This window comes from Amycolatopsis sp. MEPSY49 (assembly GCF_051337345.1).
Taxonomy (GTDB): Bacteria; Actinomycetota; Actinomycetes; order Mycobacteriales; family Pseudonocardiaceae; genus Amycolatopsis.
Window position 1 is genome coordinate 345,538 of record NZ_JBDLYJ010000006.1, and the last position, 23,667, is coordinate 369,204.

Consider the following 23,667-nt stretch of genomic DNA (forward strand, 5'->3'; position numbering starts at 1 on the left):
CGGGCCTCACGCCTTCTCCACCTGCCGCAGTTCGTGTTCGAGCGCTTCGAGTTCCGCACCGCCCGCCATCTGCCGGGTCAGCTCGCCGATGTCGATCTCGGACTTCTCGTAGTGCCCGAGCGCGGCACCCCGCTTGAGCAGCAGGAACCGGTCGGCCACTGGATAGGCGTGGTGCGGGTTGTGCGTGATCAGCACGACGCCGAGCCCGCGGTCCCGGGCCTGCGCCACGTACTTGAGCACCACCCCGGCCTGCTTGACGCCGAGCGCGGCGGTCGGTTCGTCGAGGATCAGCACCTTCGCGCCGAAGTACACCGCCCGCGCGATCGCGACGCACTGGCGTTCGCCACCGGAGAGCGTCCCGACCGGCTGCTCGACGTCCCGCAGATCGATGCCCATGTCGGACAACGCCTTCTTGGTCGTCTCGCGGCCCTTCTTCCGGTCGAGCATCTTGAACGGGCCGAAACCCGTCGTCGGCTCGGAACCGAGGAAGAAGTTCCGCCAGACACTCATCAGCGGCACCACGGCGAGGTCCTGGTACACGGTCGCGATCCCGCGGTCGAGGGCTTCGCGCGGGGACGCGAACCGCACCGGCTCGCCCTCGACGAGGAACTCGCCGCGGTCGTGCTGGTGCACCCCGGCCAGGATCTTGATCAGCGTGGACTTCCCGGCGCCGTTGTCGCCGAGCACGCAGGTCACCTCGCCGGCGTTGACCACAGTGGACACATCGCGCAGCGCGATCACGCTGCCGTAGGTCTTCCCGATGTCCTTCACTTCGAGCAAGCTCATCGGCGTACCCTCTCCGCGCGACGCCGGAAGGCGTTGTTCACCAGGACCGCGGCCAGCAGCATGACGCCGAGGAACAGCATGAACCAGTCGCTGTTCCACTGCGCGAACACGATGCCCTGGCGCGCCATGCCGAAGATCAGCGCGCCGATCGCCGCGCCCACCGCCGAGCCGAACCCGCCGGTGAGCAGGCAGCCGCCGATCACCGCCGCGATGATGTACTGGAACTCCAGCCCGATGCCCTGGTTCGCCTGCACGCTCGCGAAGCGCAGGATGTTGATCGAGCCGACCAGCCACGCGCCGAGCGCGGTGCCCATGAACAGCAGGATCTTCGTGCGCACCACCGGCACGCCGACCGAGCGGGCCGACACCTGCGACCCGCCGACCGCGAAGATCCAGTTGCCGAACCGGGTCCGCACCAGCAGCCACGCGGCGATCGCCGTGACGACGATCCACCAGACGATCGACGACTGGAACTCGGTGCCGCCAATGTCGAACGTCGACGCGAACAGGCCGCCCGCCGACTCGTAGCCGCTGGTCGAGCGCATGCCCGACACCTGGACGGTGTTGGTCACCCAGCGCGTCACGCCGAGGTTGAGCCCCTGCAGGGCGAGGAACGACCCGAGCGTGACGATGAAGCTCGGCAGGCCGGTCTTCATGACCAGCCAGCCGTTGAACGCGCCGACGCCGAGCGCGAAGGCCAAGGACACGAGCAGCGCGAGCCAGACGTTCCAGCCCGCCTGTGTCGCCAGGATGGCCGTGACCAGCGACGTCGACGCCGTCATGACGCCGGCCGAGAGGTCGAACTCGCCGCCGACCATGAGCAGCGCGACCACGACGGCCATGATGCCCAGGGTCGACGAGTCGTCGAGCCAGGTCGCCACGCCCAGCGGGCTGAGGAACTGGCCGGTGACCACGGAGAAGAAGACGAACACGAGGACGGCGCCGAGGAGCGCGCCGATCTCGGGCCGGACGACCAGGCGGTCGGCCAGGCTCTTCTGCGCGACGCGTTCGTCCGGTTGCGCCTGGATGGCTGCGGTCATCGCGTGCCGCGCTGCGCGTACGGGGCCACGGTGTCGATGTTGGTCTTGTCGACGAAGCCGGGGCCGGTCTGCACCGGGTGGCCGCCGCCGATGGTGTTGCCGTTCTCCTTGTACAGCTTGAGGAACACGATCGGCAGGTAGCCCTGCTCGTACTGCTGCTGGTCGACGGCGAAGAGGATCGTGCCCGCCTTGATGGCCGCGACGACGTCGGCGTTGAGGTCGAACGTCGCCACCTGCGCCTTCGAGCTCGCCTCCTTGGCCGCGTCGACCGCGCGGGCCGCGACCTGCGAGTTCAGCGCCAGCACCGCGTCGATCGACGGGTCGGACTGCAGCGCGCCGCGGATGCGGGCCTGCGCGTCGGTCGGGTTGGAGATGTCGACCTGCAGCGTGGAGACGTTGCCGAAGGCCTGCTTCGCGCCGTCGCAGCGCTGGTTCTGGCCGATGTTGCCGGCCTCGTGGATGACGCACAGCAGCTTCGTCTTGCCCGCCGCCTTGAGCCGCTGGCCCGCGCCCTGGCCCGCGAGGCCCTCGCTCTGCCCGACGTGCGCGATCGCGCCGTACTGCGCGCTGAAGTCCTCGCCGGAGTTGATGGTGATGACCGGGATGCCGGCCTTGACCGCGTTCTGGATCGACGTCTGCAGCGCCTGCGGGTTCGCCATCGAGACGACGAGGCCGCCGACCTTCTGCGCGACCGCGTTGTCGATCAGCCGGGCCTGGTTGCCGGGGTCGCCGTCGGCGAAGTAGTCGACGCCGACGCCGAGGTCCTTGCCCGCCTGCTCGGCGCCGTTCTTCACGACGTTCCAGAAGGCGTCGCCGGCGCTGCCGTGCGTGACGACGGCGACCTTCAGCGGTCCGCCGGTGCTCGGCGCCGCGGCCTGGGAGCTCGGGCTGCTGCTCGACGAGTTGTCGGCGCTCGGCCCGCTGCAGGCGGACAGGACCAGCCCGGCGGCGGCGAGCGCCGCCACACCGGCCAGCTTCTTGATTGAGAACACAGTCACTCCTTTGGGACCAGGGATTACAGGGAGTCGATGATCTTCGCGAGGTGGGCCAGGCTGCGCTCGGTGTCCCGCCGGGGCAGGTCGTCGGGGCTCTCCGTGCCGAGGGCGGTGTCCTGTTCGAGGACGTACCAGCCGTCGTAGCCCGCCGCCTGGACGGAGCGCACCATCGCCGCCACGTCCACGTCCCCCTCGCCGAGCGGGGTGTAGATGCCCCGCCCGACCGCGTCGGTGTAGCCGAGCCGCCCCGCGCGGACTTCCGCCGCCAGGTCTTCTCGGACGTCCTTGAGATGCACGTGCCCCACCCGTTCGGGATACCGCTGCGCCAGCTCGACCGGATCCGTCCCGCCGATCATCAGGTGCCCGGTGTCGAGGCACAAGCCGAGATCGGAATCGGCGAGGAACCGTTCGACCTCGGCCTGCTGCTCCACGTGCGTGCCGACGTGCGGGTGCAGCACCGCGCGCAGGCCGTGGGCGGCCGCGATGTCCCGGATCTGGCCGGCGGTGTCGACGAGCGTCGCCCATTCGGCGTCGGTGAGCTTCGGCCGGTCGTCGTAGCCGTCGAGCCCGGTGGCGGCGGCGAGCACGAGGACGTCACCGCCGCACGCGGCGAACAGCGCGGCCGACTCTTCGGCTTCCTCGAGGGCGTTCTCCTGGCCGGTGTGGAGGACGACGGCGAGGAAGCCGCCGACGAGCGTCAGGTCGTACTGCCCGAGCAGCTCCCGCAGCTCGGCCGGGTCGCGCGGGAGGTACCCGGGCGGGCCCAGCTCGGTCGCCTGGACGCCGAGCTCCGCCATCTCGCCGAGCACGGCCGGCGCGTCCAGGACCCGGCCCCAGCCCGGGACTTCGCAGACACCCCAGGAGATCGGGGCGCCGGCCACGCGGATCGTCGCTGTCACAAGGGGCCTCCGTTGGTCCGTTGGAGCGCTCTATTGATTAGAGCGCTCTAATCTTGTAGCGTCCGTCACACCAAGTCAAGGCCGAGTTTCCGGTGATCAGGGGAGGTGTGCCGCATGCGTCCGACGATGGAGGACGTCGCCGCGCGGGCGGGGGTTTCCCGCGCGCTGGTCTCCCTGGTGATGAACAATTCACCGAAGGTCTCCGAAGCCCGGCGCGCGGCGGTGCTGCGCGCGGCCGAAGAACTCGGGTACCAGCCGCACGTGATGGCGCGGTCGCTGGCCAGCCGGACGTCCACTGTGCTCGGTGTGATGGTGAACGACCTGCGCAACGCCTTCTTCGCCGACGTCGTCGAGGGGCTGGACGCGGCCGCGCAGGCCGCGGGGTTCGACCTGATCCTCAACACCGGCGGCCGCAGTCCCGCGCGCGAGTGGAACGCCCTGCACAACCTGCTTTCCTTCCGCCCGGCGGGGATCATCCTGCTGTCCCCGGTCGTCCCGGCGGCGTCGATCCAGCTCGCGGCCAAGCAGTGCCCGGTGGTGCTGGTCTCGCGGACGATCCGCTCGTCCACAGTGGACACGGTGAACGACGACGGCGAAGCGGGCTCGGCGCTGGCCGTCGACCACCTCGTCGGCCTGGGGCACCGGCGCATCGCGCACCTGGACGGCGGCGGCGCGGCCGGAGCGGCCCAGCGGCGGCGCGGCTTCCAGTCGGCGATGCGGCGCCACGGGCTGGAGCCGATCGTGGTGCGCAGTGAGCACACCGACACCGGTGGCGAGAAGGCCGTCCGCGAGCTGCTGGCGACGTACACGCGCGCCGACCTGCCCACGGGTCTGGTGGCGGGCAACGACTTCAACGCCGTCGGGGCGATCTCGGCCCTGGAGGAAGCCGGGCTGCGCGTGCCCGAAGACGTCTCGGTCGTCGGCTACGACAACACGTCGCTGGCCGCGCTGCGGCACCTCTCACTGACCACAGTGGACCAGCCACGTACCGAGATGGGGCGGCTGGCCTTCGAAGCGCTGATCGAGCGCGTCCGCGGGGAGCGCACGGAGCCGGTCCGGCACCTGCTGCACCCGTCACTGGTGGTCCGCGCGACCACTTCCGAGGTTTCTGCGACAGGAGGAGCACCACGATGAGGTTGGGACTGGCGGGCACCGGCCGGATCGGCACCGCGCACGCGGAGACGCTGAAGGGCTTCGAGGAGGTCGAGTCGGTCGTGGTGGCCGACGTCGACGCCACCCGGGCCGCTTCCGCCGCCGCGAAGCTGGGCGTCGAGACGGCTTCCCTCGACGACCTGTTCACCGCGGGTCTCGACGGCCTGGTCGTCACGGCCGCCACGGACGCGCACCCGGGCCTGATCATCGCGGCGGTCGACGCGGGCCTCCCGGTGTTCTGCGAGAAGCCGGTGGCGGCGGACATCCCGGGCACGCTGGCGGTGATCGACCGCATCGACGCCTCGGACGTCCCGGTCCAGATCGGCTTCCAGCGCCGCTTCGACGCGGGCTACGCGGCGGCGCGAGCGGCGGTGGAGTCGGGCGAGCTGGGCTGGCTGCACACGCTGCGCGCGACGACGTTCGACCCGGCACCGCCGCCGGCGGAGTACGTCGCCCACTCGGGCGGGTTGTTCCGCGACTGCGGCGTCCACGACTTCGACATCATCCGCTGGGTCAGCGGCCGCGAGGTCGAGGAGGTGTACGCGATCGGCGCGAACCGCGGCGAGCGGTTCTTCGTGGAAGCGGGCGACGTCGACACGGCGGCGGCGACGCTGACCTTGGACGACGGAACGTTGGCGACGGTGTCGCTGACCCGCTACAACGGCGCGGGCTACGACGTGCGCTTGGACGTGCTCGGTTCGGTCTCGGGGGTGGTGGTCGGCCTGGACGACCGGGCGCCGCTGCGCTCGGTGGAGCCGGGGGTGGCGCCGCTGCCGGGGCCGGCGTACCCGGGGTTCATGGAGCGGTTCCGCCCGGCGTACACGACGGAGCTGAAGGCGTTCCTGGACGTCGTGGCAGGCCGGGCGCCTTCGCCGTGCGTCGCGGCGGACGCGTTGGAGGCGTTCTACATCGCGGAGGCGTGCGAGGTGTCGCGTCGCGAACGGCGGCCGGTGAAGCTGGCGGAGGTCCGCCGCTGAAATTCGGTCGCGGGAGTGGGGAGACTCGTGAGGTGATCACGTTGACCCCGCTGGACGAGCCCGCTCTCGCGCGGCTGCTCGAAGCCGCTGTTGCCGGAGCCGATCCGCTGGAGGTCATGCCGCCGGTCGCGGGCCCGCCAGGGTGGACGGCCGCGCGCCGGGCGGCGTTCCTGGACTTCCACCGCGGCCGTTCGCTCGACCCGGCGACCGCGGTCGAACGGACCTGGGTCGTCGAGGTGGACGGGACCGCGGTGGGAGCGGCCCGCCTGGAACGCCGGGGTGACGCGGTGGAGGCGGGCATCTGGCTCGGCCGCGGTGCTCGCGGCCGGGGAGCCGGGCGCGAGGTGACGAGACTGCTTGTGGCCGAGGCGCGCACCTCCGGGGTGGCGAGGTTCATCGCCGCGACGACGCCGAACAACCACGGCGCCCGATCCCTGCTGACCGGACTGGGCGCGGTGCTGACCACCGAGGGGGAAGAGGTCCGCGCGGAACTACCGCTGCGCTGACCGCAAGCGCGGCAGGATCTCCGTCCGCACGTACTCGAGCGCATCCCGCGAAGGCAGGATGTGCGGCCCCTGCACCCACCCGACCCCGTGCCGCAGAGCCGCCGCCGTGACGCGCTCCCGCAGCGGGCCCACCACGCCCGCGCCCAGCACCAGCGCGTCCACCACACCGAGCCGGGACAAGACCGCTTCTTCCGAAACGACGCCGTCCGCGGCGAGACCCGCCGCGGACAGCGCCGCCGTCACCCTCGAGACCGTGGCCGGGTTGCGGCCGAACAGCAGCACCTTCATGCCGCCCAGGCTCACACCTCAAGGGCACTCGAAGTCAAGCTCGACGTCAGGACAGTTCGAGCGTGGGGGAGTACATCTCGATCCAGTGGTACAGGTCGAGCACCCGGTCGAGGCCGATGCGCATGGCCGGGTCCATCGTCGCCGGGTCCACTTCGGACGCCCGGTGCGCCCACGCTCGGTCCACCAGGCCGAACACGTCGTGCTTCGGCTCGGCCAGCACCTCCTTGACCTGCTGCTGCAGCGCCGCCGCGTAGCCCGGGTCCTGCGTCGACGGGTACGGGCTCTTCACCCGCTGGGCCACCGACTCCGGCAGGACGTGCTTGGTGGCGTGCCGCAGCAGGCTCTTCTCGCGCCCGTCGAACGTCTTCAGCGACCACGGCGTGTTGTACACGTACTCGACCAGCCGGTGGTCGCAGAACGGCACGCGGACCTCCAGGCCCACCGCCATCGACGCGCGGTCCTTGCGGTCCAGCAGCATCCGGACGAACCGGGTCAGGTGCAGGTTGCAGATCGTCCGCATCCGCGCCTCGCGCTCGGACTCGCCGTCCAGGTGCTCGACCGCGGAAACGGCCGATGCGTACTGATCGGCGACGTAGGACTCGACGTCGAGGTTCTTCACCAGCTCCGGCGTGTACAGCGACGCCCGCTCGTCCATCATCGACGTGCGGAACGCCAGCCACGGGAACGTGTCCGCGTTGACGGCCTTCTCGTCGTGGAACCAGCGGTAGCCGCCGAACACCTCGTCGGCCGACTCGCCCGACAGGGCCACCGTCGACTGGCCGCGGATCGCCTTGAACAGCAGGTACAGCGACGTGTCCATGTCGCCGAGGCCGGCCGGGATGTCCCGGGCCCGCAGCACCGCGCGCCGGACCTCGGGGTCGGTCAGGTCGCCCGGGTTGAGCATGACGTCTTCGTGCGCGGAGTTCACCAGCTGAGCGACGTCCCGCACGAACGGCGAGTCCGCGGTGTCGCGCATCTCGTCCGGCTTGAAGTTCTCCTCCTGGCCGAAGAAGTCGACCGAGAACGTCCGCAGCTGCTCGCCCTGCTCGGCCAGCCGGGCCGCGGCCAGGCCGGTGACGGCGCTGGAGTCGAGCCCGCCGGAAAGCAGCACGCACCGCGGGACGTCGGCGACGAGCTGGCGGTTGACGATGTCGGTCATCAGCTCGCGCACGCGGGCGACCGTCGTCTCCTGGTCGTCGGTGTGCCGCTTCGCGTCCAGCTTCCAGTACGTCCGGGTCTTGATGCCCTCGCGGGACACGGTGACGATCGTGCCCGGCTGGACCTCTTCCATGTCCTTCCACAGCGACCAGCCCGGCCGCTTGGTGAAGCCGGCCAGCTCGCGGAAGCCGTCGAGGTCGACGACCTTCTTCGCGAGGGGGTTCGCCAGGATGGCCTTCGGCTCGGAGCCGAACAGCACGCCGTCGCGCGTGGGGTAGTAGTAGAACGGCTTGATGCCCATCCGGTCGCGGATCATCACGAGCCGGTCGTCGCGCTCGTCCCAGATCGCGAAGGCGTACATGCCGTTGAGGTGGTCGACGACCTCGTCGCCCCACTGCAGGTAGCCGTGCAGCACGACCTCGGTGTCGCTGTCGGTCTCCCACTTGTGGCCGAGCTTCGTCAGCTCGTCCTTCAGCTCGGTGAAGTTGTAGGCCTCACCGCTGTAGACCATCGCGACCTCGCCGTTCGGCGTGCGCACCGACATCGGCTGCCGGCCGCCGGGCAGGTCGATGATGGCCAGCCGCCGGTGGCCGAGCGCGACGTTGCGGCGCACCCAGGTGCCCTCGTCGTCCGGGCCGCGGCAGGACATGGTCGCGGTCATCGCGTCGACCACGTCCTGGCGGCGGGTGAGGTCGGCGTCGTAGGAAACCCAGCCGGCGATACCGCACATAGGTGATCCCCTCTCCCAATTTTGCTTAGCCGATACAACTATCGGTAACACAGGTGTAACACGGGCTGTGGATCTTGTCTGCCCGAATTGCACGTTCCGCACTTGTTCGGTCACGCGTTGTGTCGCGAGTCACTAACCAACTGCATTGCGTGATTAATCGGCAAACGTTTGCGTGATGGCCGCCACCTGCCATAAAGACGGCGTAAATGCGTGTCAGGAACGCATCAAGGCGCCGTCAGCCGCAGGTCGGGACGACGTCCCGGAGCCGCACAGTGAAGGCGTCCGGTCACCGAACCCGGTGACCCGTCTTGAGAGGTGCCTGTGGCCGACTTGCTCTACGCCGTTCTCCTGATCGGCATTTTCGTGGTGCTCGCACTGGCGCTGCGCGGGCTGGAGAAGCTGTGAGCGGCGCCGGCACCGTGGCCAACATCGTCGGCGGGTTGCTGGCGCTGGGCCTCCTCGTGTACCTGTTCGTCGCCTTGATCAGGCCGGAGAAATTCTGATGCGCCCCGACGTACTCATCCCCGCGGAGGGGCAAGAATGACTGACACGACGGCCGGGCTCATCCAGCTCGGCCTCCTCCTCGCCGCCCTCGCCGCGGTCTACAAACCGCTCGGCGACTACCTGGCGCGCGTCTTCTCCAGCGAGAAGCACACGAAGCTCGAGAAGGGCCTCTACAAGCTCTTCCGCGTCGACCCGGACTCCGAACAGCGGTGGCCGACCTACGCCGCCGGTGTGCTCGGCTTCTCGTTCGTCTCGGTCGTCCTGCTCTACCTGCTGCAGCGCCTGCAGCCGCTGCTGCCGTGGAACCTCGGCCGCGGCGCGGTGAGCCCCGGCGTCGCGTTCAACACGGCGATTTCTTTCGTCACCAACACGAACTGGCAGTCCTACGTCCCCGAGACGACGATGGGTCACTTCGTGCAGATGGCCGGGCTGACCGTGCAGAACTTCCTGTCGGCGGGCGTCGGCCTGGCCGTGGCCATCGCCGTGACGCGCGGGTTCGTCCGCGCGAAGACCGACCGCCTCGGCAACTTCTGGGTGGACCTGACGCGCGGCACGGTCCGCGTCCTGCTGCCGATGGCGTTCGTGTTCGCGCTCGTGCTGGTCGCGCTCGGCGTAGTGCAGAGCCTCAAGGCCGGTGTCGCCGTGACGAACCCGGACGGCAGCTCCAGCACGATCGCCCTGGCCCCCGCGGCGAGCCAGGAGGCGATCAAGGAGCTGGGCACCAACGGCGGCGGCATCCTCAACGCCAACTCCGCGCACCCGTTCGAGAACCCCAACGCGTGGACCAACCTGATCGAGCTGTTCCTCATCCTGGTGATCCCGGTCAGCCTGACCCGCGCGTTCGGCAAGCTCGTCGGCAAGCCCAAGCAGGGGTACGTCCTGCTCGGCGTGATGGGCCTGCTGTGGGCGGCTTCGCTGGCCCTGATCTGGTTCTCCGAAGCCCACGCGAACAACCTGGCGGCGCTGGCCGCGGGCGCGAGCATGGAAGGCAAGGAACAGCGGTTCGGCATCGGCCTGACGTCGATCTTCGCCGACACCACCACCGGCACGTCGACCGGCGCGGTCAACGGCGCCCACGACAGTCTCTCGGGGCTCGGCGGCGGGGGCCCGCTGCTGAACATGCTCTACGGCGAGATCTCGCCCGGCGGCGTCGGCACCGGCCTCTACGGCATCCTCGTCCTGGCGATCATCGCGATGTTCCTGGCCGGCCTGATGGTCGGGCGCACCCCGGAGTACCTGGGCAAGAAGCTCGGCAAGCGCGAGGTCACCTGCGCGGCCATCGCCATGCTGGCCATGCCGACCGTGGTGCTCCTGGGCTCCGGCATCGCGCTGCTGCTCCCGGACACGGCGGGCGCGCTCGGCAACGGCGGCGCGCACGGCCTGTCGGAGATCCTCTACGGCTACGCGTCCACCGGCAACAACAACGGCAGCGCGTTCGGCGGCCTGACCGCTACGAACGACTGGTTCCAGTCCTCGTTCGGCGTCGCCATGGCGATCGGCCGGTTCGTGCCGATCCTCGCCGTGCTCTGCCTCGCCGGTTCCCTGGCCGCGCAACGCAAGGTGCCGGAAACCGCCGGCACCCTGCCCACCACCGGACCGCTGTTCGCCACCATGCTCACCGGCACGGTGGTGCTCGTCGCGGCCCTCACGTTCATCCCGGCGCTCGCGCTCGGGCCCATCGCGGAGGCACTCGCATGACCGTCACCGAAGAACGACCCCAGGTGACCCCCGCCGAACCCACGAGCCGGGTCGGCGCCGGCGTCTTCAGCCCCCGCCAGCTCTGGACGTCGCTGCCGGACGCGTTCCGGAAGCTGAACCCGAAGCACCAGCTCGGCAACCCGGTGATGTTCGTGGTGTGGGTGGGCTCCGCGCTCACCACGGTCTTCGCGGTCACCGACCCGAGCGTGTTCACCATCCTGATCGCCGTCTGGCTCTGGTTCACGGTCCTGTTCGCGAACCTCGCCGAGGCCGTCGCCGAAGGGCGCGGCAAGGCCCAAGCCGAATCACTGCGGCGGTCGAAGAAGGAGACCGTCGCCCGCCGCCTCACCTCGAGCGGCTCGGAGGAGCAGGTCCCGGGCGTCGAGCTGAAGGTCGGCGACCTGGTCGTCGTCGAGGCCGGCCAGGTGATCCCGGGCGACGGCGACGTCGTCGAGGGCATCGCGACCGTCGACGAGTCGGCCATCACCGGCGAGTCCGCCCCGGTCATCCGCGAGTCCGGCGGCGACCGCAGCGCGGTCACCGGCGGCACGACGGTGCTGAGCGACCGGATCGTCGTGAAGATCACGACCAAGCCGGGCGAGTCCTTCGTGGACCGCATGATCGCGTTGGTGGAAGGCGCTTCGCGGCAGAAGACGCCGAACGAGATCGCGCTGACGATCCTGCTCTCGACGTTGACGATCATCTTCCTGCTCGCCGTCGTCGCGCTGCAGCCGATGGCCCGCTACTCGGGGTCCGAGCAGTCGGTGATCGTGCTGACCGCGCTGCTCGTGTGCCTCATCCCGACGACGATCGGCGCGCTGCTGAGCGCCATCGGCATCGCGGGCATGGACCGCCTGGTGCAGCGCAACGTTCTCGCGACCAGCGGCCGCGCGGTCGAAGCCGCGGGTGACGTCTCGACGTTGCTGCTCGACAAGACCGGCACCATCACCTTCGGCAACCGCCGGGCGACCGAGCTGATCCCGGTCGGAACGTCCACACCGGACGAACTGGCCCGCGCCGCCCGGCTGGCCAGCCTGGCCGACGAGACCCCCGAGGGTCGCAGCGTCGTCGAGCTGACGGCCGACTACGCGGCCCAGGACGAACCCGGCGAGTTCGTCCCGTTCACCGCCCAGACCCGGATGAGCGGCCTCGACATCGGCGACCGGCGGATCCGCAAGGGCGCGGCCAGTGCCGTGCGCGCGTGGGTGCGCGACAACGGCGGCGACTTCCCCGACGAGACCGAGCGCGTCGTCGACGAGATCGGCGCCCAGGGCGGGACCCCGCTGGTCGTCGCCGAGGACACCGTGGTGCGCGGCGTGATCCGGCTGTCCGACGTCGTCAAGCCGGGCATGAAGGAGCGTTTCGCGGAGCTGCGCGCGATGGGCATCAAGACGGTGATGATCACCGGCGACAACCCGCTCACCGCCAAGGCCATCGCCGCGGACGCGGGCGTCGACGACTTCCTCGCCGAAGCCAAGCCCGAAGACAAGATGGCGCTCATCAAGAAGGAGCAGGAAGGCGGCCGGCTCGTCGCGATGACCGGCGACGGCACCAACGACGCCCCTGCCCTCGCGCAGGCCGACGTCGGCGTCGCGATGAACACCGGCACCTCGGCCGCCAAGGAAGCCGGGAACATGGTCGACCTCGACAGCGACCCGACGAAGCTGATCGAGATCGTCGAGATCGGCAAGCAGCTGCTGATCACCCGCGGCGCGCTGACCACGTTCAGCGTCGCCAACGACCTGGCCAAGTACTTCGCGATCCTGCCCGCGATGTTCACCGGCATCTACGCCCAGCTGGGCGGGCTGAACATCATGCACCTGGCCACGCCGAAGTCGGCGATCCTGTCGGCCGTCATCTTCAACGCGCTGATCATCGTCGTGCTCATCCCGCTGGCCCTGCGCGGCGTGCGGTACAAGCCGTCGTCGGCCTCGGCCCTGCTGCGCCGCAACCTGCTCGTCTACGGCCTCGGCGGGATCGTCAGCCCCTTCCTCGGGATCTGGCTGATCGACCTGCTCGTGCGCCTCATCCCCGGAATTGGGTGAAGTGAAGTGAACACGCTCGTCAAGCAGACCTGGGCGGGGCTGCGCGTCCTCGTCGTGCTGACCGTCCTGCTCGGGATCCTCTACCCCCTGGCCGTGTGGGCGATCGCCCGCATCCCCGGGCTGGAGTCGAACGCCGAAGGGTCGGTCGTCACGCAGAACGGCCAGGCCGTCGGGTCGTCGCTCATCGGCGTCGACCCGGCGCCCGCCGACCCCGCGCACGACCCGTGGTTCCACACCCGGCCCTCGGCGGTCACCCCCGAGATGCCGTCCGGCGCGTCCAACAAGGGCCCGTACAACGAAGACCTGGTGAAGGCGATCCAGGAGCGGCGGGCGGCCATCGCCCAGCGCGAAGGCGTGTCGCCCGATCAGGTGCCGCCGGACGCCGTGACGGCGTCGGGTTCCGGCCTCGACCCGGCGATCAGCGTCGCCTACGCCGACCTGCAGGCACAGCGCGTCGCGCGGAACACCGGCCTGCCCCTCGACCGGGTGAAGCAGCTGATCGACCAGAACACGAGCGGGGCGGGGATCGGCGTCCCGGGCGTGAATGTGCTCCCGCTCAACTTGGCCGTGCAAGCCGCGGCCGGAGGGGCACACTGACAGCGTGACCACCGCAAACAGGCCGCGCCGAGGGGAGCTGAGGATCTACCTCGGCGCGGCTCCGGGCGTCGGCAAGACGTTCGCCATGCTCGGCGAAGCGCGCCGGCGCCTGGACCGCGGCACCGACGTCGTCGTCGGGCTGGTCGAGACGCACGGCCGCGACAAGACCGCGGCACTGCTCGACGGCCTCGAGATCGTCCCGCGGCGGCACGCCGGCCACCGCGGCCGCGAGTTCGACGAGATGGACGTCGACGCCATCCTGACCCGCGCGCCGGAGGTCGCCGTCGTCGACGAACTGGCGCACACGAACGTGCCGGGTTCGCGCAACGCCAAGCGCTGGCAGGACGTCGAGGAGCTCCTGGAAGCCGGCATCGACGTGCTGTCCACGGTCAACGTGCAGCACCTGCAGAGCCTCAACGACGTCGTCGAGCGGATCACCGGCGTCACGCAGCAGGAGACCGTGCCCGACGAGGTCGTCCGCCGCGCCGAACAGCTCGAGCTGGTCGACATCACGCCCGAGGCGCTGCGACGGCGGCTGGCCCACGGCAACGTCTACCCGGCGGAGCGGATCGACGCCGCGCTCGGCAACTACTTCCGCCCCGGCAACCTGACGGCGCTGCGCGAGCTGGCCCTGCTCTGGGTGGCCGACCAGGTCGACGTCGCCCTGCAGCGTTACCGCGCCGAGCAGCGGATCACCGACACGTGGGAGGCGCGCGAACGCGTCGTCGTCTCCATCACCGGCGGCCCGGAGAGCGAGACGCTCATCCGCCGCGCCAGCCGGATCGCCACCCGCGCCGGCGCCGAGCTGCAGGTGCTGCACATCCTCCGCGGCGACGGCCTCTCCGGCATCGGCCCGACCGCGATGGCCCGCTGCCGCAAACTCGCCGAGGAGGTCGGCGCGACGTTCCACACGGTCGTCGGCGACGACGTCCCGGCCGCGCTGCTGGACTTCGCCCGCGGGGTCAACGCGACCCAGCTGGTGATCGGGACCTCGCGGCGCTCCCGCGTGGCGCGGCTGTTCGACGAGGGCATCGGCGCTTCCGTGGTCCGGCGGTCGGGCCCGATCGACGTCCACATGGTCACCCACGCCGAGGCGGGCGGCCGGCTGCGGGCCCGGCTCGGCGCGAGCCCGCTGGGGTTCTCGCGGCTGGTCGCGGGCTGGGTGCTCAGCGTCGTGCTGCCGGTGCTGGTCACCGTCGTCGGGTTCTTCATCCCGGCCGGCCTCGACTTCGCCACCGACGTCATCTCCTACGTGCTGGCCACGGTCGTCGTCGCGCTGGTCGGCGGCCTCGGCCCGGCTCTGGTCGCGGCCGTGCTCGGCGCCGGGCTGCTCAACTTCTTCTTCACCCCGCCGCTGTACACGCTCAACGTGCACACGCCGCAGAACCTGGTGACGCTGATCGCGATGGTCGTGGTCGCGGTGCTCGTCGCGCTGGTCGTCGACCAGGCGGCGCGCCGGGCCACGCAGGCGGCGCGGGCGCGGACCGAGGCGGCGCTGCTCGCGTCCTACGCGCGGACCGTGCTGACCCACGCGAACCCGATCGAGCGGCTGCTGGAGAAGGTGCGGGAGAACTTCGCGCTGACTTCGGTGACGCTGCTGGAAAAGCAGGAAGGCGTGTGGCGGGCGGTGGCGTGCGCGGGGGAGCACCCGTGCGCCGACCCGGACGAGGCCGACGTCGACATCGCCGTCACCGCGGACGTCCACCTGACCCTGCGCGGCCGGGCGCTGCCCGCGGCCGACCGGCGGGTCCTGGAAGCCGTGGCGGGGCAGGCGCTGCTCGCCCTGCGCCAGCAGCGGACGGCCGCCGCCGCGGCCCGCGCCGAGCGCAAGGCCGAGGCGACCGAGCTGCGCACGACGTTGCTCTCGGCCGTCGGCCACGACCTCCGGACGCCGCTGACGTCGATCAAGGCGTCGATCGGCAGCCTGCGCGCCCCCGACCTCGACCTGTCCGAAGAGGACACCGCGGAGCTGATGGAGGCCATCGAGCTGTCGGCCGACCGGCTCGCGGGGCTGATCGACAACCTCCTGGACTCCTCGCGCCTGGCCACCGGCGCGGTGCGGCCGCACCTGCGTCCGGTGGGCTACGACGAGGTCGTCGCGCACGCGTTGTCCACTGTGGACGGCTCGGACGACGTGCGGGTGGCGGTGGACGACCAGCTCCCGGCGGTGCTCGCCGACCCCGGCCTGCTGGAGCGGGTGGTGGCGAACGTCCTGGACAACGCCCTGCGGCACGGCGGGGGAGCGGTGTCCGCGCGGGCGTCGGCGCACTCCGGTCAGGTGGAGCTGCGGATCGTCGACCACGGCAAGGGCCTGCGCAAGGGGGCCGCGGACTCGGCGTTCGCGCCGTTCCAGCGCCTGGGCGGCGACCGCGACACGACGCCGGGCGTCGGGCTCGGGCTGTCGGTGGCGAAGGGGTTCACCGAGGCGATGGGGGGCACGATCCGCGCGGAGGACACCCCGGGCGGCGGGCTCACGATCGTGGTCTCGCTGCCCGCGTTCAGTGTCGAGTTCGAAGAAGAGGGGGTGCGATGAGCGACCCGGGTGCCACCGTGCTGGTGGTGGACGACGAGCCGCAGATCGTGCGGGCGCTGCGGATCAACCTGAACGCGCGCGGCTACAAGGTGATCACCGCGCACGACGGCACGGCCGCGTTGAAGGCGGTGGCCGAGACCAAGCCGGACGTGGTGGTCCTGGACCTCGGCCTGCCGGACCTGGACGGCACGGAGGTGATCGCCGGCCTGCGCGGCTGGACGACGGTCCCGATCATCGTGCTGTCCGCCCGCGGCGACTCGGCGGACAAGGTCCAGGCCCTCGACGCGGGCGCCGACGACTACGTCACGAAGCCGTTCGGCATGGACGAACTGCTGGCGCGGTTGCGCGCGGCGGTCCGCCGGTCGGCGGTGACGGGCGCCGACGGCGCGGACGCGGTGGTGGACACGTCGTCGTTCAGCGTGGACCTCGCGGCGAAGAAGGTCCGCCGCCACGACGGCGTGGAGGTCCACCTGACGAAGACGGAGTGGGGCGTGCTGGAGCTGCTGGTCCGCAACCGCGGCCGGCTGGTGGCGCAGAAGCAGCTGCTGCACGAGGTGTGGGGGCCGTCGTACGAGACGGAGTCCCACTACCTGCGGGTCTACCTGGCCCAGCTGCGGCGCAAGCTGGAACCGGAGCCGTCGCGGCCCCGGCACCTGCTCACCGAACCGGGGATGGGCTACCGCTTCGAGGTCTAGCGGCGTGGGTACCCCACCGCCATGGACGGGACGAAGACGTGGCTGCGGGGCGGTGAGCGCATCCCGCCGGTGATCGTGCTGACGCTGGCGGTGGGAGCGACGTTCGGCGCGTCCGGCTGGCTGTTCACGGCGTTCGACGGCGGCGTGAGCGGGGTGACGTGGCTCCGCGTGGCGGCGGCGGGCGCGGGCGCCCTGCTGACCGTTTACCTGTGGGCGCTGTTCGCCCACCGCCTGCGACGCCGGCGCTAGAACCAGAAGGTCGGCTGCTCGATCCCGAACCGCAGCTTGGCGTACCGCTTCGACGCCGCCGCGGAGAAGTAGATGTGCTGGGATGCCGCGTGCAGGTCGCGGAAACACCGCTGCACCGGCTGGTCCGCGTGCAACGCCCCCGCGCCCGCGAGACCCGTCACCGTGTTCACCGCGCTCAACGCCGCTCGCATCGCCTGCTGGGTCGACAGCAGGAACTGCCCGCGCTGGGCCGCGTCCGGCACGTCGCCCGCGCACGCCGTCTCCCACAGCGCGCCGAGCGCGTCGAACACGAACGCCCGTGCCGACCGCAGCTCTCCCTCGGCCCTGGTCAACGCGACCTGGACGTCGCCGTCCTCGGCGATCGGGCCCGGGCCCGGTGGGCGGAACTTCGCCGGCGCGAAGTCGGTGAACTCGTCCAGCGCGCGGCGGGCGATGCCGAGCGGGACGCCCGCCATCAGCGTGCCGACGAACGTGAAGAACGGGAACCGCCACAGCGGCCCGTCGTGGCGCGCCGGGTTCGTGAACGGCGAGATCGTGTGCTCCTCGCGCACGACCCCCTCGATCTCGACGTCGTGGCTGCCGGTGCCGCGCAGGCCGCTGACGTCCCAGTTCTCGACCACCCGCACCTCGGCGGCCGGCACGACGGCGAGCCGCCAGTCGCGAGGGTCGCCGCCGGCGAAGGCGCCGTTGAAGAACAGGTCGGTGTGCGGGCTGCCGCTGCAGAACCCCCACCGGCCGGCGAACGCGAACTTCCCGGCGCCGTCCGGGGTGAGGCGGCCCATCGGCGCGAAGACGCCGCCGCCGATCGGGTCCGGGGTGGCGGCGACGAGCTCCGCGGCGGCCGCGGGGTCGAGCCAGGCGAGGAACGCCGAGCCGTTGCCGATGGTGATCGTCCAGCCCGCGGACCCGTCGGCGCGGGACAGCTCCTCGATCACTTCGACGAGCTCGGCGGGCGGCAGCTCCTGCCCGCCGAGCGCGCGCGGCGTCGCCAGGCGGAAGAGCCCGGCTTCACGAGCCCGCTCGACGAGGTCGCGCGGCAATGTCTGGAGCTGTTCGGCTTCGACGGCCCGCGCGCTCAGCTCGGGCGCGAGCTCCCGCGCGGCGGTCACGGCGTCGGTGGTGGCTTGTCCCATCATGGTCAGCGCCCCCTCAGGGTGTCATGATAGATGGACGTCTATTCGATAGAGGAGTCTCTACCTAAATGGCCGAGCCTGTCAAGCGCCGTTACGACACGTCGCGACGCCAGGAGCAGGCGCGCGAAAACCGCCGCCGGATCCTGACGGCGGCGGCGGGGCTCTTCCGGGAGAAGGGGTACGCGGGCACGTCGATGCCCGAGGTGGCGAAGGCGGCGGGCGTCGCGGTCCAGACGGTCTACAAGGCGTTCGCGAACAAGGCGACCCTGCTCAAGGCGGTCTTCGACGTCACGGTCGCGGGCGACGACGAGGATGTCCCGATCGCCGGCCGCGACTTCATCGCGGCGATCCAGGCCGAACCGGCCGCCGCCCGCAAGATCGGGATGTACTTCGACCACCTCGCGGCGGTCGCCCCGGTGGTGGTCCCGGTCCAGCTGCTGGCCAGGGAAGCGGCCGCGGCCGACCCGGCGGCGGCCGAGGTGTGGGCGCAGATGCGCGCGGAGATGCTCACGGCGATGACGTACTTCTCGGCCGACTTGCTGGCCACCGGGCAGGTCAAGACGGGGTTGACCGCCGACGACGTCCGCGACGTCCTGTGGGCCTACCACGGGCCGGAGCAGTACGAGCTGTTGTGCCTGGAACGCGGGTGGCCGCCGGAGCGCTACGGGAAGTTCCTGCGCGACGCGGTCGTCGCCGCGATCCTCGCCTGACCGGCCAAGCGCCCCAATGTGGCCTTGGTTGCGTCTGACGCACCCAAGGCGGCCTTCGGTGCGTGAGACGCACCGAAGGCCGCCTTGGGGCGCTTGGGTTCCTACTGCGCGCGCGTGGTGCTTCCGCTCGCGGTCGGGGAGTCCGTCATGCTCGGTGACGGGGCCCCGCCGGTGCTGGAGCTGCCACCGGTGGTCGTCGATGGCGGCGGGTCGTCCGTGGTCGAGGTCGGCGGCGTGGTGGTCGGCGGCGTCGTCTTCGGCGTCGTCGGGGGAGTCGTCTTCGGGGTCGTGACCGGGGGCGGGTTGCCGCCCGTGTCGCTGCGCGGAGGCGGGGGCGGGTCGGCGTGGGTGACGACCGTGGTCGTCGTCTTGCCGTCCGGGCTGACCGAAACCACCGTGGTCGGCGCGCTCGACGACGTCGTCGCCGACTCGCTCGACGGCACGCCGCCCACCGTCGACGGGCCGCTGGACGACGGGGTGTTCGGCACCGTCTGCAGGCCGGCCTGCGAGGTGCCCTGGCCGCCCGTGCCGCCGGTGCCGCCCGCGGTCGTGGCCGGGTCCGGGCCGGCGAGCTCGGCGACCGCGGCGAACGCGGTCGCGACCACCAGACCGGCCACCCCGAGCACGACGTACCCGGTGCGGTTCGGTTTGCTGCTCTTCGGCGGGGCGGTGTCGATCCTGGTCACGGGGGAGTTCGAGGCGGACCCGTCGGGGCGGGGCATTGCAGGCTCCTCGGGGGTTCGGGAGAGGCGCGGTCGAGGCCGTGAATCGATCACTGCGTTCCCGGGCGGGGGAACCCGGGAGGACGACCTCGGCGGCGAGGTTATCACCGTCGGTGCCGCATTCGCCCAGGTAGTGGGCCTGTGCGATCACTGTGCGCAGTCGAAGAGTCCGGAAAGGATGAAAGCGTGAGTGAGGAACAAACGAACACGCGGTTGACGGCGTGGGTGCGCGGTCGCGTCCAGGGCGTCGGTTTCCGCTGGTGGACCCGCAGCCGGGCGCTCGAGCTGGGACTGGTGGGCAGTGCTCGCAACATGCCCGACGGGCGTGTCGAGGTCATAGCGGAGGGTGATCGAGACCACTGTGAGCGGTTGCTGGCCGCTCTGCGGTCCGGAGAATCACCCGGAAGTGTGGAGACCGTCGTCGAGCGCTGGTCCGACCCGAAAGGGGGACTCACCGGCTTCCTCGAGCGGTAGCGGACGCCTTGGTACTTCCGGGGCGGGTGTGACGCACGAGGTTGCTGAGCCGGCCGTGACTGTGCTAAGGCGCGCCGATGAGGGGGCGCGTCCGGCGGTGTCCGGAGGCCCCCGGGTAGCCTGGGACGATTGAATCGCCAGTACCGGCAGCCAGAGGGGTCAGCACCCAGTGCACCTGAAAAGCCTGACGCTCAAGGGCTTCAAGTCCTTCGCTTCGGCCACCACGCTGCGCTTCGAGCCGGGCATCACCTGCGTGGTCGGCCCGAACGGCTCCGGCAAGTCCAACGTGCTGGACGCGCTGCGCTGGGTCATGGGCACCCAGGGCGCCAAGGACCTGCGCGGCGGCAAGATGGAGGACGTCATCTTCGCCGGCACGGCGGGCCGCGCCCCGCTCGGCCGCGCCGAGGTCACCCTCACCATCGACAACGCCGACGGCGCGCTCCCGATCGAGTACTCCGAGGTCTCGATCACCCGCCGGATGTTCCGCGACGGCGCGAGCGAGTACGAGATCAACGGCGACCGCTGCCGCCTGATGGACGTCCAGGAGCTGCTCTCGGACTCCGGCATCGGCCGCGAGATGCACGTCATCGTCGGGCAGGGCCAGCTCTCGGCCATCCTCGAGTCCAAGCCGGAAGAGCGCCGCGCCTTCATCGAAGAGGCCGCCGGCGTCCTCAAGCACCGCAAGCGCAAGGAACAGACCCTGCGCAAGCTGGCCAACATGCAGGGCAACCTCGACCGCCTCGGCGACCTCACCACCGAGCTGCGCCGCCAGCTCAAGCCGCTGGGCAAGCAGGCCGAGATCGCCCGCAAGGCCCAGTCCGTCCAGTCCGAGCTGCGCGACTCCCGCCTGCGCCTGCTGGCCGACGACCTGGTCACCCAGCGGGACACCATCGCGCGCGACGAGGCCGACGAGAAGACCGCCCGCCAGCGCCGCGCCGAGGTCGAGCAGCACCTCGAGATCGTCTCCGCCGAGGAAGCCGAGCTGGAGGCCTCGCTCGCCGAGGACGCTCCGCTGCTGCAGACCGCGCAGGAGACCTGGTACAAGCTGTCCGCGCTGGCCGAGCGCCTGCGCGGCACCGTCCGCCTCGCGATCGAGCGCCAGCGCCACCTGTCGGCCGACGTCTCGACGTCGACCGGCGGCCGCGACCCCGAAGAGCTGCTCGAAGAGGCCGAGCGCGTCGCCGAGCAGGAAGAAGAGCTCAACGAGGCCGTCATGGAGGCCCGGGAGCTGCTCGCCCAGACCGTGTTGCGTCGCGAAGACCTCGAACAGCGCGTCCAGGCCGCCGAGCGCGCGCACTGGGCCGCCGTCCGCGCGATCGCCGACCGCCGCGAGGGCATGGCCAAGCTGACCGGCCAGGTCGAGGCGCTGCGCAGCAAGAACGGCGCCACCTCCGACGAGATCGACCGCCTCAGCGTCTCCCTCGAAGAGGCCGCCGAGCGGGCCGAGATCGCCGTCGAAGAACTCGAGATGGCCAAGGCCGAGGGCGGCGTCGAGGAGTCCGACGACGCCGGCCTGATGGACCGCCACGACCGCGCGGTCGAGGCCAACAACGCGGCCAAGGCACGCGTCGAAGAGCTGGTCAAGGCCGAACGCGCCGCCGAGCGCGAGATCGCGTCGGAGAAGGCGCGCGTCGAGGCGCTGTCGATGGGCCTGCGGCGCAAGGACGGCGCCGGCGCGCTGCTCGGCGCGTCCCACGAGCTGCCGGGGCTGCTCGGCTCGGTCGCCGCACTGCTCACCGTCGAACCCGGCTACGAGGTCGCGTTGGCCGCGGCGCTCGGCCCGGTGGCCGACGCGGTCGCCGTCACCGGCGGCGAAGACGCCCTGCGCGCACTGAAGTACTTGAAGGACACCGACTCCGGCCGCGCGGGCATTCTCCTCGGCGGCCCCGAGTCCACTGTGGACACGCACTCGTGGCCGTCGCTGCCGGAAGGCGCGCGCTGGGCGCGGGAGGTCGTCACGGCGCCGGCGCAGCTGCGCCCCGCCGTCGAACAGGCCCTCGACAAGCTGGCCCTGGTCCGCGACCTCGACGCGGCCCGCCACCTCGTGGCGGTGCACCCCGAGGTCCGGGCGGTCACCGCCGAAGGCGACGTCTTCGGTGCCCGATGGGCGATCGGCGGCTCCGGCAAGCGCGAGAGCGTCATCGAGGTCCAGGCGGCCGTCGACGAGGCGGGGGACCGGCTTCGCACGGCCGAACGCCAGCTGGAGCGCTACGCGGCCGAGCTGGAAGGCGCCCGCGCCGAGCAGCAGGCGCGTCGCGAAGAGGTGTCGCAGGCCAAGGACGCCCTCGGCGAGGCCAAGGTCCGCAAGGCGCGGTCGTCGGAGCGGCTCAACCGGTTGCAGCAGGCGGCCCGGCAGGCGCAGGCCGAGGTCGAGCGCTTCGCCGGCCAGCGCGCGAAGGTCGAGCAAAGCCGCGAGCAGGCCCTCGCCCAGCTCGCCGAGCTGGAGGAACGCCTCGCCGCCGTCGCCGAGCAGCCCGTCGAGGACGACCCGGACACCGCCGAGCGCGACGCCGCCGTCGAAGAGCTGGCCGTCGTCCGGCAGGAAGAAATGGAAGCGCGGCTCGCGCAGCGCACGGCCGAAGAGCGGGCGCGCAGCATCGCCGGCAAGGCCGAAGGGCTCCGCCGCGCCGCGCACGCCGAGCAGCAGGCCCGGGAACGCGCCGAGCGCGCCGCCGCGGCCCGCAAGCGCGGCGCCGAGATCGCCAACGCCGTCGTCAACGGCGGCGAGATCGCCCTCGAGCGCATCGAGCACTCCGTCCAGCGCGCGGCCACCGAACGCGACCAGGTCCAGGCCCGCCGCCAGAGCCGCGAGCAGGCGCTGACCGGCGTCCGCGCCAAGGTCCGCGAGCTCACCGGCGAGCTGGAGAAGCTGACCGACGCCGTCCACCGCGACGAGGTCCTGCGCGCCGAGCAGCGGCTGCGGCTGGAGACGCTCGAAGCGAAGATCGCCGAGGACTTCGGCATCGGTCTCACCGACCTCGTGGAGGAGTACGGCCCGGACGTCCCGGTCCCGCCGAGCGCGGGCGAGATGGCCGAGTACGAGGCGGCCAAGGAGCGCGGCGAGGACGTCACCCCGCCGCCGCCGATGCCGTACGACCGCGACACCCAGGCCCGCCGCGCCAAGCGCGCCGAGAAGGACTTGTCGTTGCTGGGCAAGGTGAACCCCCTCGCCCTGGAGGAGTTCGCGGCGCTGGAGGAGCGGTACAAGTTCCTCTCCACGCAGCTGGAGGACCTCAAGGACACCCGCAAGGACCTCGAAGCGGTCATCAAGCAGGTCGACGAGAAGATCCTCGAGGTCTTCGCCGGCGCCTACGCCGACGTCGCCCGCGAGTTCGAGACGGTCTTCAGCGTGCTCTTCCCCGGCGGCGAGGGCCGGATGGTCCTCACCGAGCCGGACGACCTGCTCAGCACCGGCGTCGACGTCGAAGCGCGCCCGCCGGGCAAGAAGGTCAAGCGGCTGTCGCTGCTGTCCGGTGGCGAGAAGTCGCTGGTCGCGGTGGGCATGCTGGTCGCGATCTTCCGCGCCCGGCCGTCACCCTTCTACGTCATGGACGAGGTCGAGGCCGCGCTCGACGACACCAACATGCGCCGGCTGATCGGGCTGCTGGAGCAGCTGCGCGACTCGTCGCAGCTGATCATCATCACCCACCAGAAGCCGACCATGGAGATCGCCGACGCGCTCTACGGCGTAAGCATGCAGGGCGACGGCATCACGAAGGTGATCTCGCAGCGCCTGCGCACGGCCGAGGAAGAGCCGGTCCCGGTCAGCTGACCCG

21 protein-coding genes are annotated in these 23,667 nt (G+C 71.3%); 13 read left to right on the forward strand and 8 right to left on the reverse strand.

Annotated features, from left to right (window positions below; translation table 11 throughout):
* Positions 1–6: 6 nt before the first annotated feature.
* The 4 genes from ABFJ78_RS27720 to ABFJ78_RS27735 are packed head-to-tail and all read right to left on the reverse strand — an operon-like array spanning position 7 to position 3,720.
* Positions 7–786 (reverse strand): ATP-binding cassette domain-containing protein, encoded by a 780-nt coding sequence (locus ABFJ78_RS27720; protein WP_103337458.1) that lies wholly within the window; start codon positions 784–786, stop codon positions 7–9.
* Positions 783–1,826 carry an ABC transporter permease gene (locus ABFJ78_RS27725; protein ID WP_436389533.1) on the reverse strand — a complete coding sequence of 348 codons (1,044 nt, stop codon included), beginning with the start codon at positions 1,824–1,826 and terminating at the stop codon, positions 783–785. The genes ABFJ78_RS27720 and ABFJ78_RS27725 overlap by 4 nt, the downstream gene beginning before the upstream one ends.
* Positions 1,823–2,818: a sugar ABC transporter substrate-binding protein gene (locus ABFJ78_RS27730; protein WP_372670562.1), complete on the reverse strand. Its 996-nt coding sequence runs from the start codon at positions 2,816–2,818 to the stop codon at positions 1,823–1,825. Before ABFJ78_RS27730 ends, ABFJ78_RS27725 begins: the two co-directional genes overlap by 4 nt.
* Positions 2,819–2,841: 23 nt before the next feature.
* On the reverse strand, positions 2,842–3,720 hold the full coding sequence (locus ABFJ78_RS27735; RefSeq protein ID WP_436389534.1) for a TIM barrel protein: 879 nt from the start codon (positions 3,718–3,720) through the stop codon (positions 2,842–2,844).
* 114 nt (positions 3,721–3,834) lie between these two features.
* On the opposite strand from ABFJ78_RS27735, the gene ABFJ78_RS27740 reads away from it, so the two are divergent.
* The 3 genes from ABFJ78_RS27740 to ABFJ78_RS27750 are packed head-to-tail and all read left to right on the forward strand — an operon-like array spanning position 3,835 to position 6,355.
* On the forward strand, positions 3,835–4,854 hold the full coding sequence (locus ABFJ78_RS27740; RefSeq protein ID WP_436389535.1) for a LacI family DNA-binding transcriptional regulator: 1,020 nt from the start codon (positions 3,835–3,837) through the stop codon (positions 4,852–4,854).
* A complete protein-coding gene (locus ABFJ78_RS27745; RefSeq protein WP_436389536.1) occupies positions 4,851–5,849 on the forward strand; it encodes a Gfo/Idh/MocA family protein in 999 nt (332 codons plus the stop codon). Before ABFJ78_RS27740 ends, ABFJ78_RS27745 begins: the two co-directional genes overlap by 4 nt.
* Before the next feature lie 32 nt (positions 5,850–5,881).
* Entirely contained in the window at positions 5,882–6,355 is a 474-nt protein-coding gene (locus ABFJ78_RS27750; RefSeq protein ID WP_436389537.1) for a GNAT family N-acetyltransferase, read from the forward strand.
* Here the strand turns inward: ABFJ78_RS27750 and ABFJ78_RS27755 are convergent.
* Together ABFJ78_RS27755 and asnB are read right to left on the reverse strand one after the other, a co-directional pair.
* On the reverse strand, positions 6,341–6,643 hold the full coding sequence (locus ABFJ78_RS27755) for a hypothetical protein (RefSeq protein WP_436389538.1): 303 nt from the start codon (positions 6,641–6,643) through the stop codon (positions 6,341–6,343). The genes ABFJ78_RS27750 and ABFJ78_RS27755 overlap by 15 nt on opposite strands.
* Before the next feature lie 46 nt (positions 6,644–6,689).
* Positions 6,690–8,531 (reverse strand): asparagine synthase (glutamine-hydrolyzing), encoded by a 1,842-nt coding sequence (gene asnB, locus ABFJ78_RS27760; RefSeq protein WP_436389539.1) that lies wholly within the window; start codon positions 8,529–8,531, stop codon positions 6,690–6,692.
* A 401-nt stretch (positions 8,532–8,932) separates the two neighbouring features.
* On the opposite strand from asnB, the gene kdpF reads away from it, so the two are divergent.
* Genes kdpF through ABFJ78_RS27795 form a run of 7 tightly spaced genes read left to right on the forward strand, consistent with a single transcriptional unit; the run spans position 8,933 to position 16,852 of the window.
* Positions 8,933–9,034, forward strand: a complete 102-nt coding sequence (kdpF, locus tag ABFJ78_RS27765; protein WP_328443292.1) for a K(+)-transporting ATPase subunit F — start codon at positions 8,933–8,935, stop codon at positions 9,032–9,034.
* A 37-nt stretch (positions 9,035–9,071) separates the two neighbouring features.
* Positions 9,072–10,733, forward strand: a complete 1,662-nt coding sequence (gene kdpA, locus ABFJ78_RS27770; protein WP_436389540.1) for a potassium-transporting ATPase subunit KdpA — start codon at positions 9,072–9,074, stop codon at positions 10,731–10,733.
* Positions 10,730–12,778 (forward strand): potassium-transporting ATPase subunit KdpB, encoded by a 2,049-nt coding sequence (gene kdpB, locus ABFJ78_RS27775; protein WP_436389541.1) that lies wholly within the window; start codon positions 10,730–10,732, stop codon positions 12,776–12,778. The genes kdpA and kdpB overlap by 4 nt, the downstream gene beginning before the upstream one ends.
* Positions 12,779–12,784: 6 nt before the next feature.
* Complete coding sequence (locus tag ABFJ78_RS27780; RefSeq protein WP_436389542.1) at positions 12,785–13,375, forward strand: potassium-transporting ATPase subunit C; 591 nt, start codon at positions 12,785–12,787, stop codon at positions 13,373–13,375.
* A gap of 4 nt (positions 13,376–13,379) precedes the next feature.
* Positions 13,380–15,908, forward strand: a complete 2,529-nt coding sequence (locus ABFJ78_RS27785; RefSeq protein WP_436389543.1) for a DUF4118 domain-containing protein — start codon at positions 13,380–13,382, stop codon at positions 15,906–15,908.
* Positions 15,905–16,603 (forward strand): response regulator, encoded by a 699-nt coding sequence (locus ABFJ78_RS27790; RefSeq protein WP_436389544.1) that lies wholly within the window; start codon positions 15,905–15,907, stop codon positions 16,601–16,603. The genes ABFJ78_RS27785 and ABFJ78_RS27790 overlap by 4 nt, the downstream gene beginning before the upstream one ends.
* A gap of 21 nt (positions 16,604–16,624) precedes the next feature.
* Entirely contained in the window at positions 16,625–16,852 is a 228-nt protein-coding gene (locus tag ABFJ78_RS27795) for a hypothetical protein (protein ID WP_436389545.1), read from the forward strand.
* Here the strand turns inward: ABFJ78_RS27795 and ABFJ78_RS27800 are convergent.
* Positions 16,849–17,988, reverse strand: coding sequence for an acyl-CoA dehydrogenase family protein (locus ABFJ78_RS27800; RefSeq protein WP_436389546.1), 1,140 nt, complete (start codon positions 17,986–17,988; stop codon positions 16,849–16,851). The genes ABFJ78_RS27795 and ABFJ78_RS27800 overlap by 4 nt on opposite strands.
* 65 nt (positions 17,989–18,053) lie before the next feature.
* On the opposite strand from ABFJ78_RS27800, the gene ABFJ78_RS27805 reads away from it, so the two are divergent.
* The gene (locus ABFJ78_RS27805; protein WP_436389547.1) at positions 18,054–18,695 is read left to right on the forward strand and encodes a TetR/AcrR family transcriptional regulator; all 642 of its coding nucleotides are present in this window, start codon (positions 18,054–18,056) and stop codon (positions 18,693–18,695) included.
* A gap of 101 nt (positions 18,696–18,796) precedes the next feature.
* On the opposite strand, the gene ABFJ78_RS27810 is transcribed toward ABFJ78_RS27805, so the two are convergent.
* Positions 18,797–19,417 (reverse strand): hypothetical protein, encoded by a 621-nt coding sequence (locus ABFJ78_RS27810; RefSeq protein ID WP_436389548.1) that lies wholly within the window; start codon positions 19,415–19,417, stop codon positions 18,797–18,799.
* A gap of 186 nt (positions 19,418–19,603) precedes the next feature.
* Between ABFJ78_RS27810 and ABFJ78_RS27815 the strand changes: the two genes are divergently transcribed.
* Positions 19,604–19,891, forward strand: a complete 288-nt coding sequence (locus ABFJ78_RS27815; protein WP_086679970.1) for an acylphosphatase — start codon at positions 19,604–19,606, stop codon at positions 19,889–19,891.
* 169 nt (positions 19,892–20,060) lie between these two features.
* Positions 20,061–23,663 (forward strand): chromosome segregation protein SMC, encoded by a 3,603-nt coding sequence (gene smc, locus ABFJ78_RS27820; RefSeq protein WP_436389549.1) that lies wholly within the window; start codon positions 20,061–20,063, stop codon positions 23,661–23,663.
* The last annotated feature ends 4 nt before the right edge of the window (positions 23,664–23,667 follow it).

What these genes read in the sequence shown, in the direction of transcription:
- kdpB (WP_436389541.1), top strand. Translation starts at nt 10,730, where the DNA reads ATGACCGTCACCGAAGAACGACCCCAGGTGACCCCCGCCGAACCCACG.
- ABFJ78_RS27755 (WP_436389538.1), bottom strand. Translation starts at nt 6,643, where the DNA reads ATGAAGGTGCTGCTGTTCGGCCGCAACCCGGCCACGGTCTCGAGGGTG.
- ABFJ78_RS27720 (WP_103337458.1), bottom strand. Translation starts at nt 786, where the DNA reads ATGAGCTTGCTCGAAGTGAAGGACATCGGGAAGACCTACGGCAGCGTG.
- kdpA (WP_436389540.1), top strand. Translation starts at nt 9,072, where the DNA reads ATGACTGACACGACGGCCGGGCTCATCCAGCTCGGCCTCCTCCTCGCC.
- asnB (WP_436389539.1), bottom strand. Translation starts at nt 8,531, where the DNA reads ATGTGCGGTATCGCCGGCTGGGTTTCCTACGACGCCGACCTCACCCGC.
- ABFJ78_RS27795 (WP_436389545.1), top strand. Translation starts at nt 16,625, where the DNA reads ATGGACGGGACGAAGACGTGGCTGCGGGGCGGTGAGCGCATCCCGCCG.
- ABFJ78_RS27725 (WP_436389533.1), bottom strand. Translation starts at nt 1,826, where the DNA reads ATGACCGCAGCCATCCAGGCGCAACCGGACGAACGCGTCGCGCAGAAG.
- ABFJ78_RS27805 (WP_436389547.1), top strand. Translation starts at nt 18,054, where the DNA reads ATGGCCGAGCCTGTCAAGCGCCGTTACGACACGTCGCGACGCCAGGAG.
- ABFJ78_RS27810 (WP_436389548.1), bottom strand. Translation starts at nt 19,417, where the DNA reads ATGCCCCGCCCCGACGGGTCCGCCTCGAACTCCCCCGTGACCAGGATC.
- ABFJ78_RS27800 (WP_436389546.1), bottom strand. Translation starts at nt 17,988, where the DNA reads ATGATGGGACAAGCCACCACCGACGCCGTGACCGCCGCGCGGGAGCTC.
- ABFJ78_RS27740 (WP_436389535.1), top strand. Translation starts at nt 3,835, where the DNA reads ATGCGTCCGACGATGGAGGACGTCGCCGCGCGGGCGGGGGTTTCCCGC.
- ABFJ78_RS27745 (WP_436389536.1), top strand. Translation starts at nt 4,851, where the DNA reads ATGAGGTTGGGACTGGCGGGCACCGGCCGGATCGGCACCGCGCACGCG.
- ABFJ78_RS27790 (WP_436389544.1), top strand. Translation starts at nt 15,905, where the DNA reads ATGAGCGACCCGGGTGCCACCGTGCTGGTGGTGGACGACGAGCCGCAG.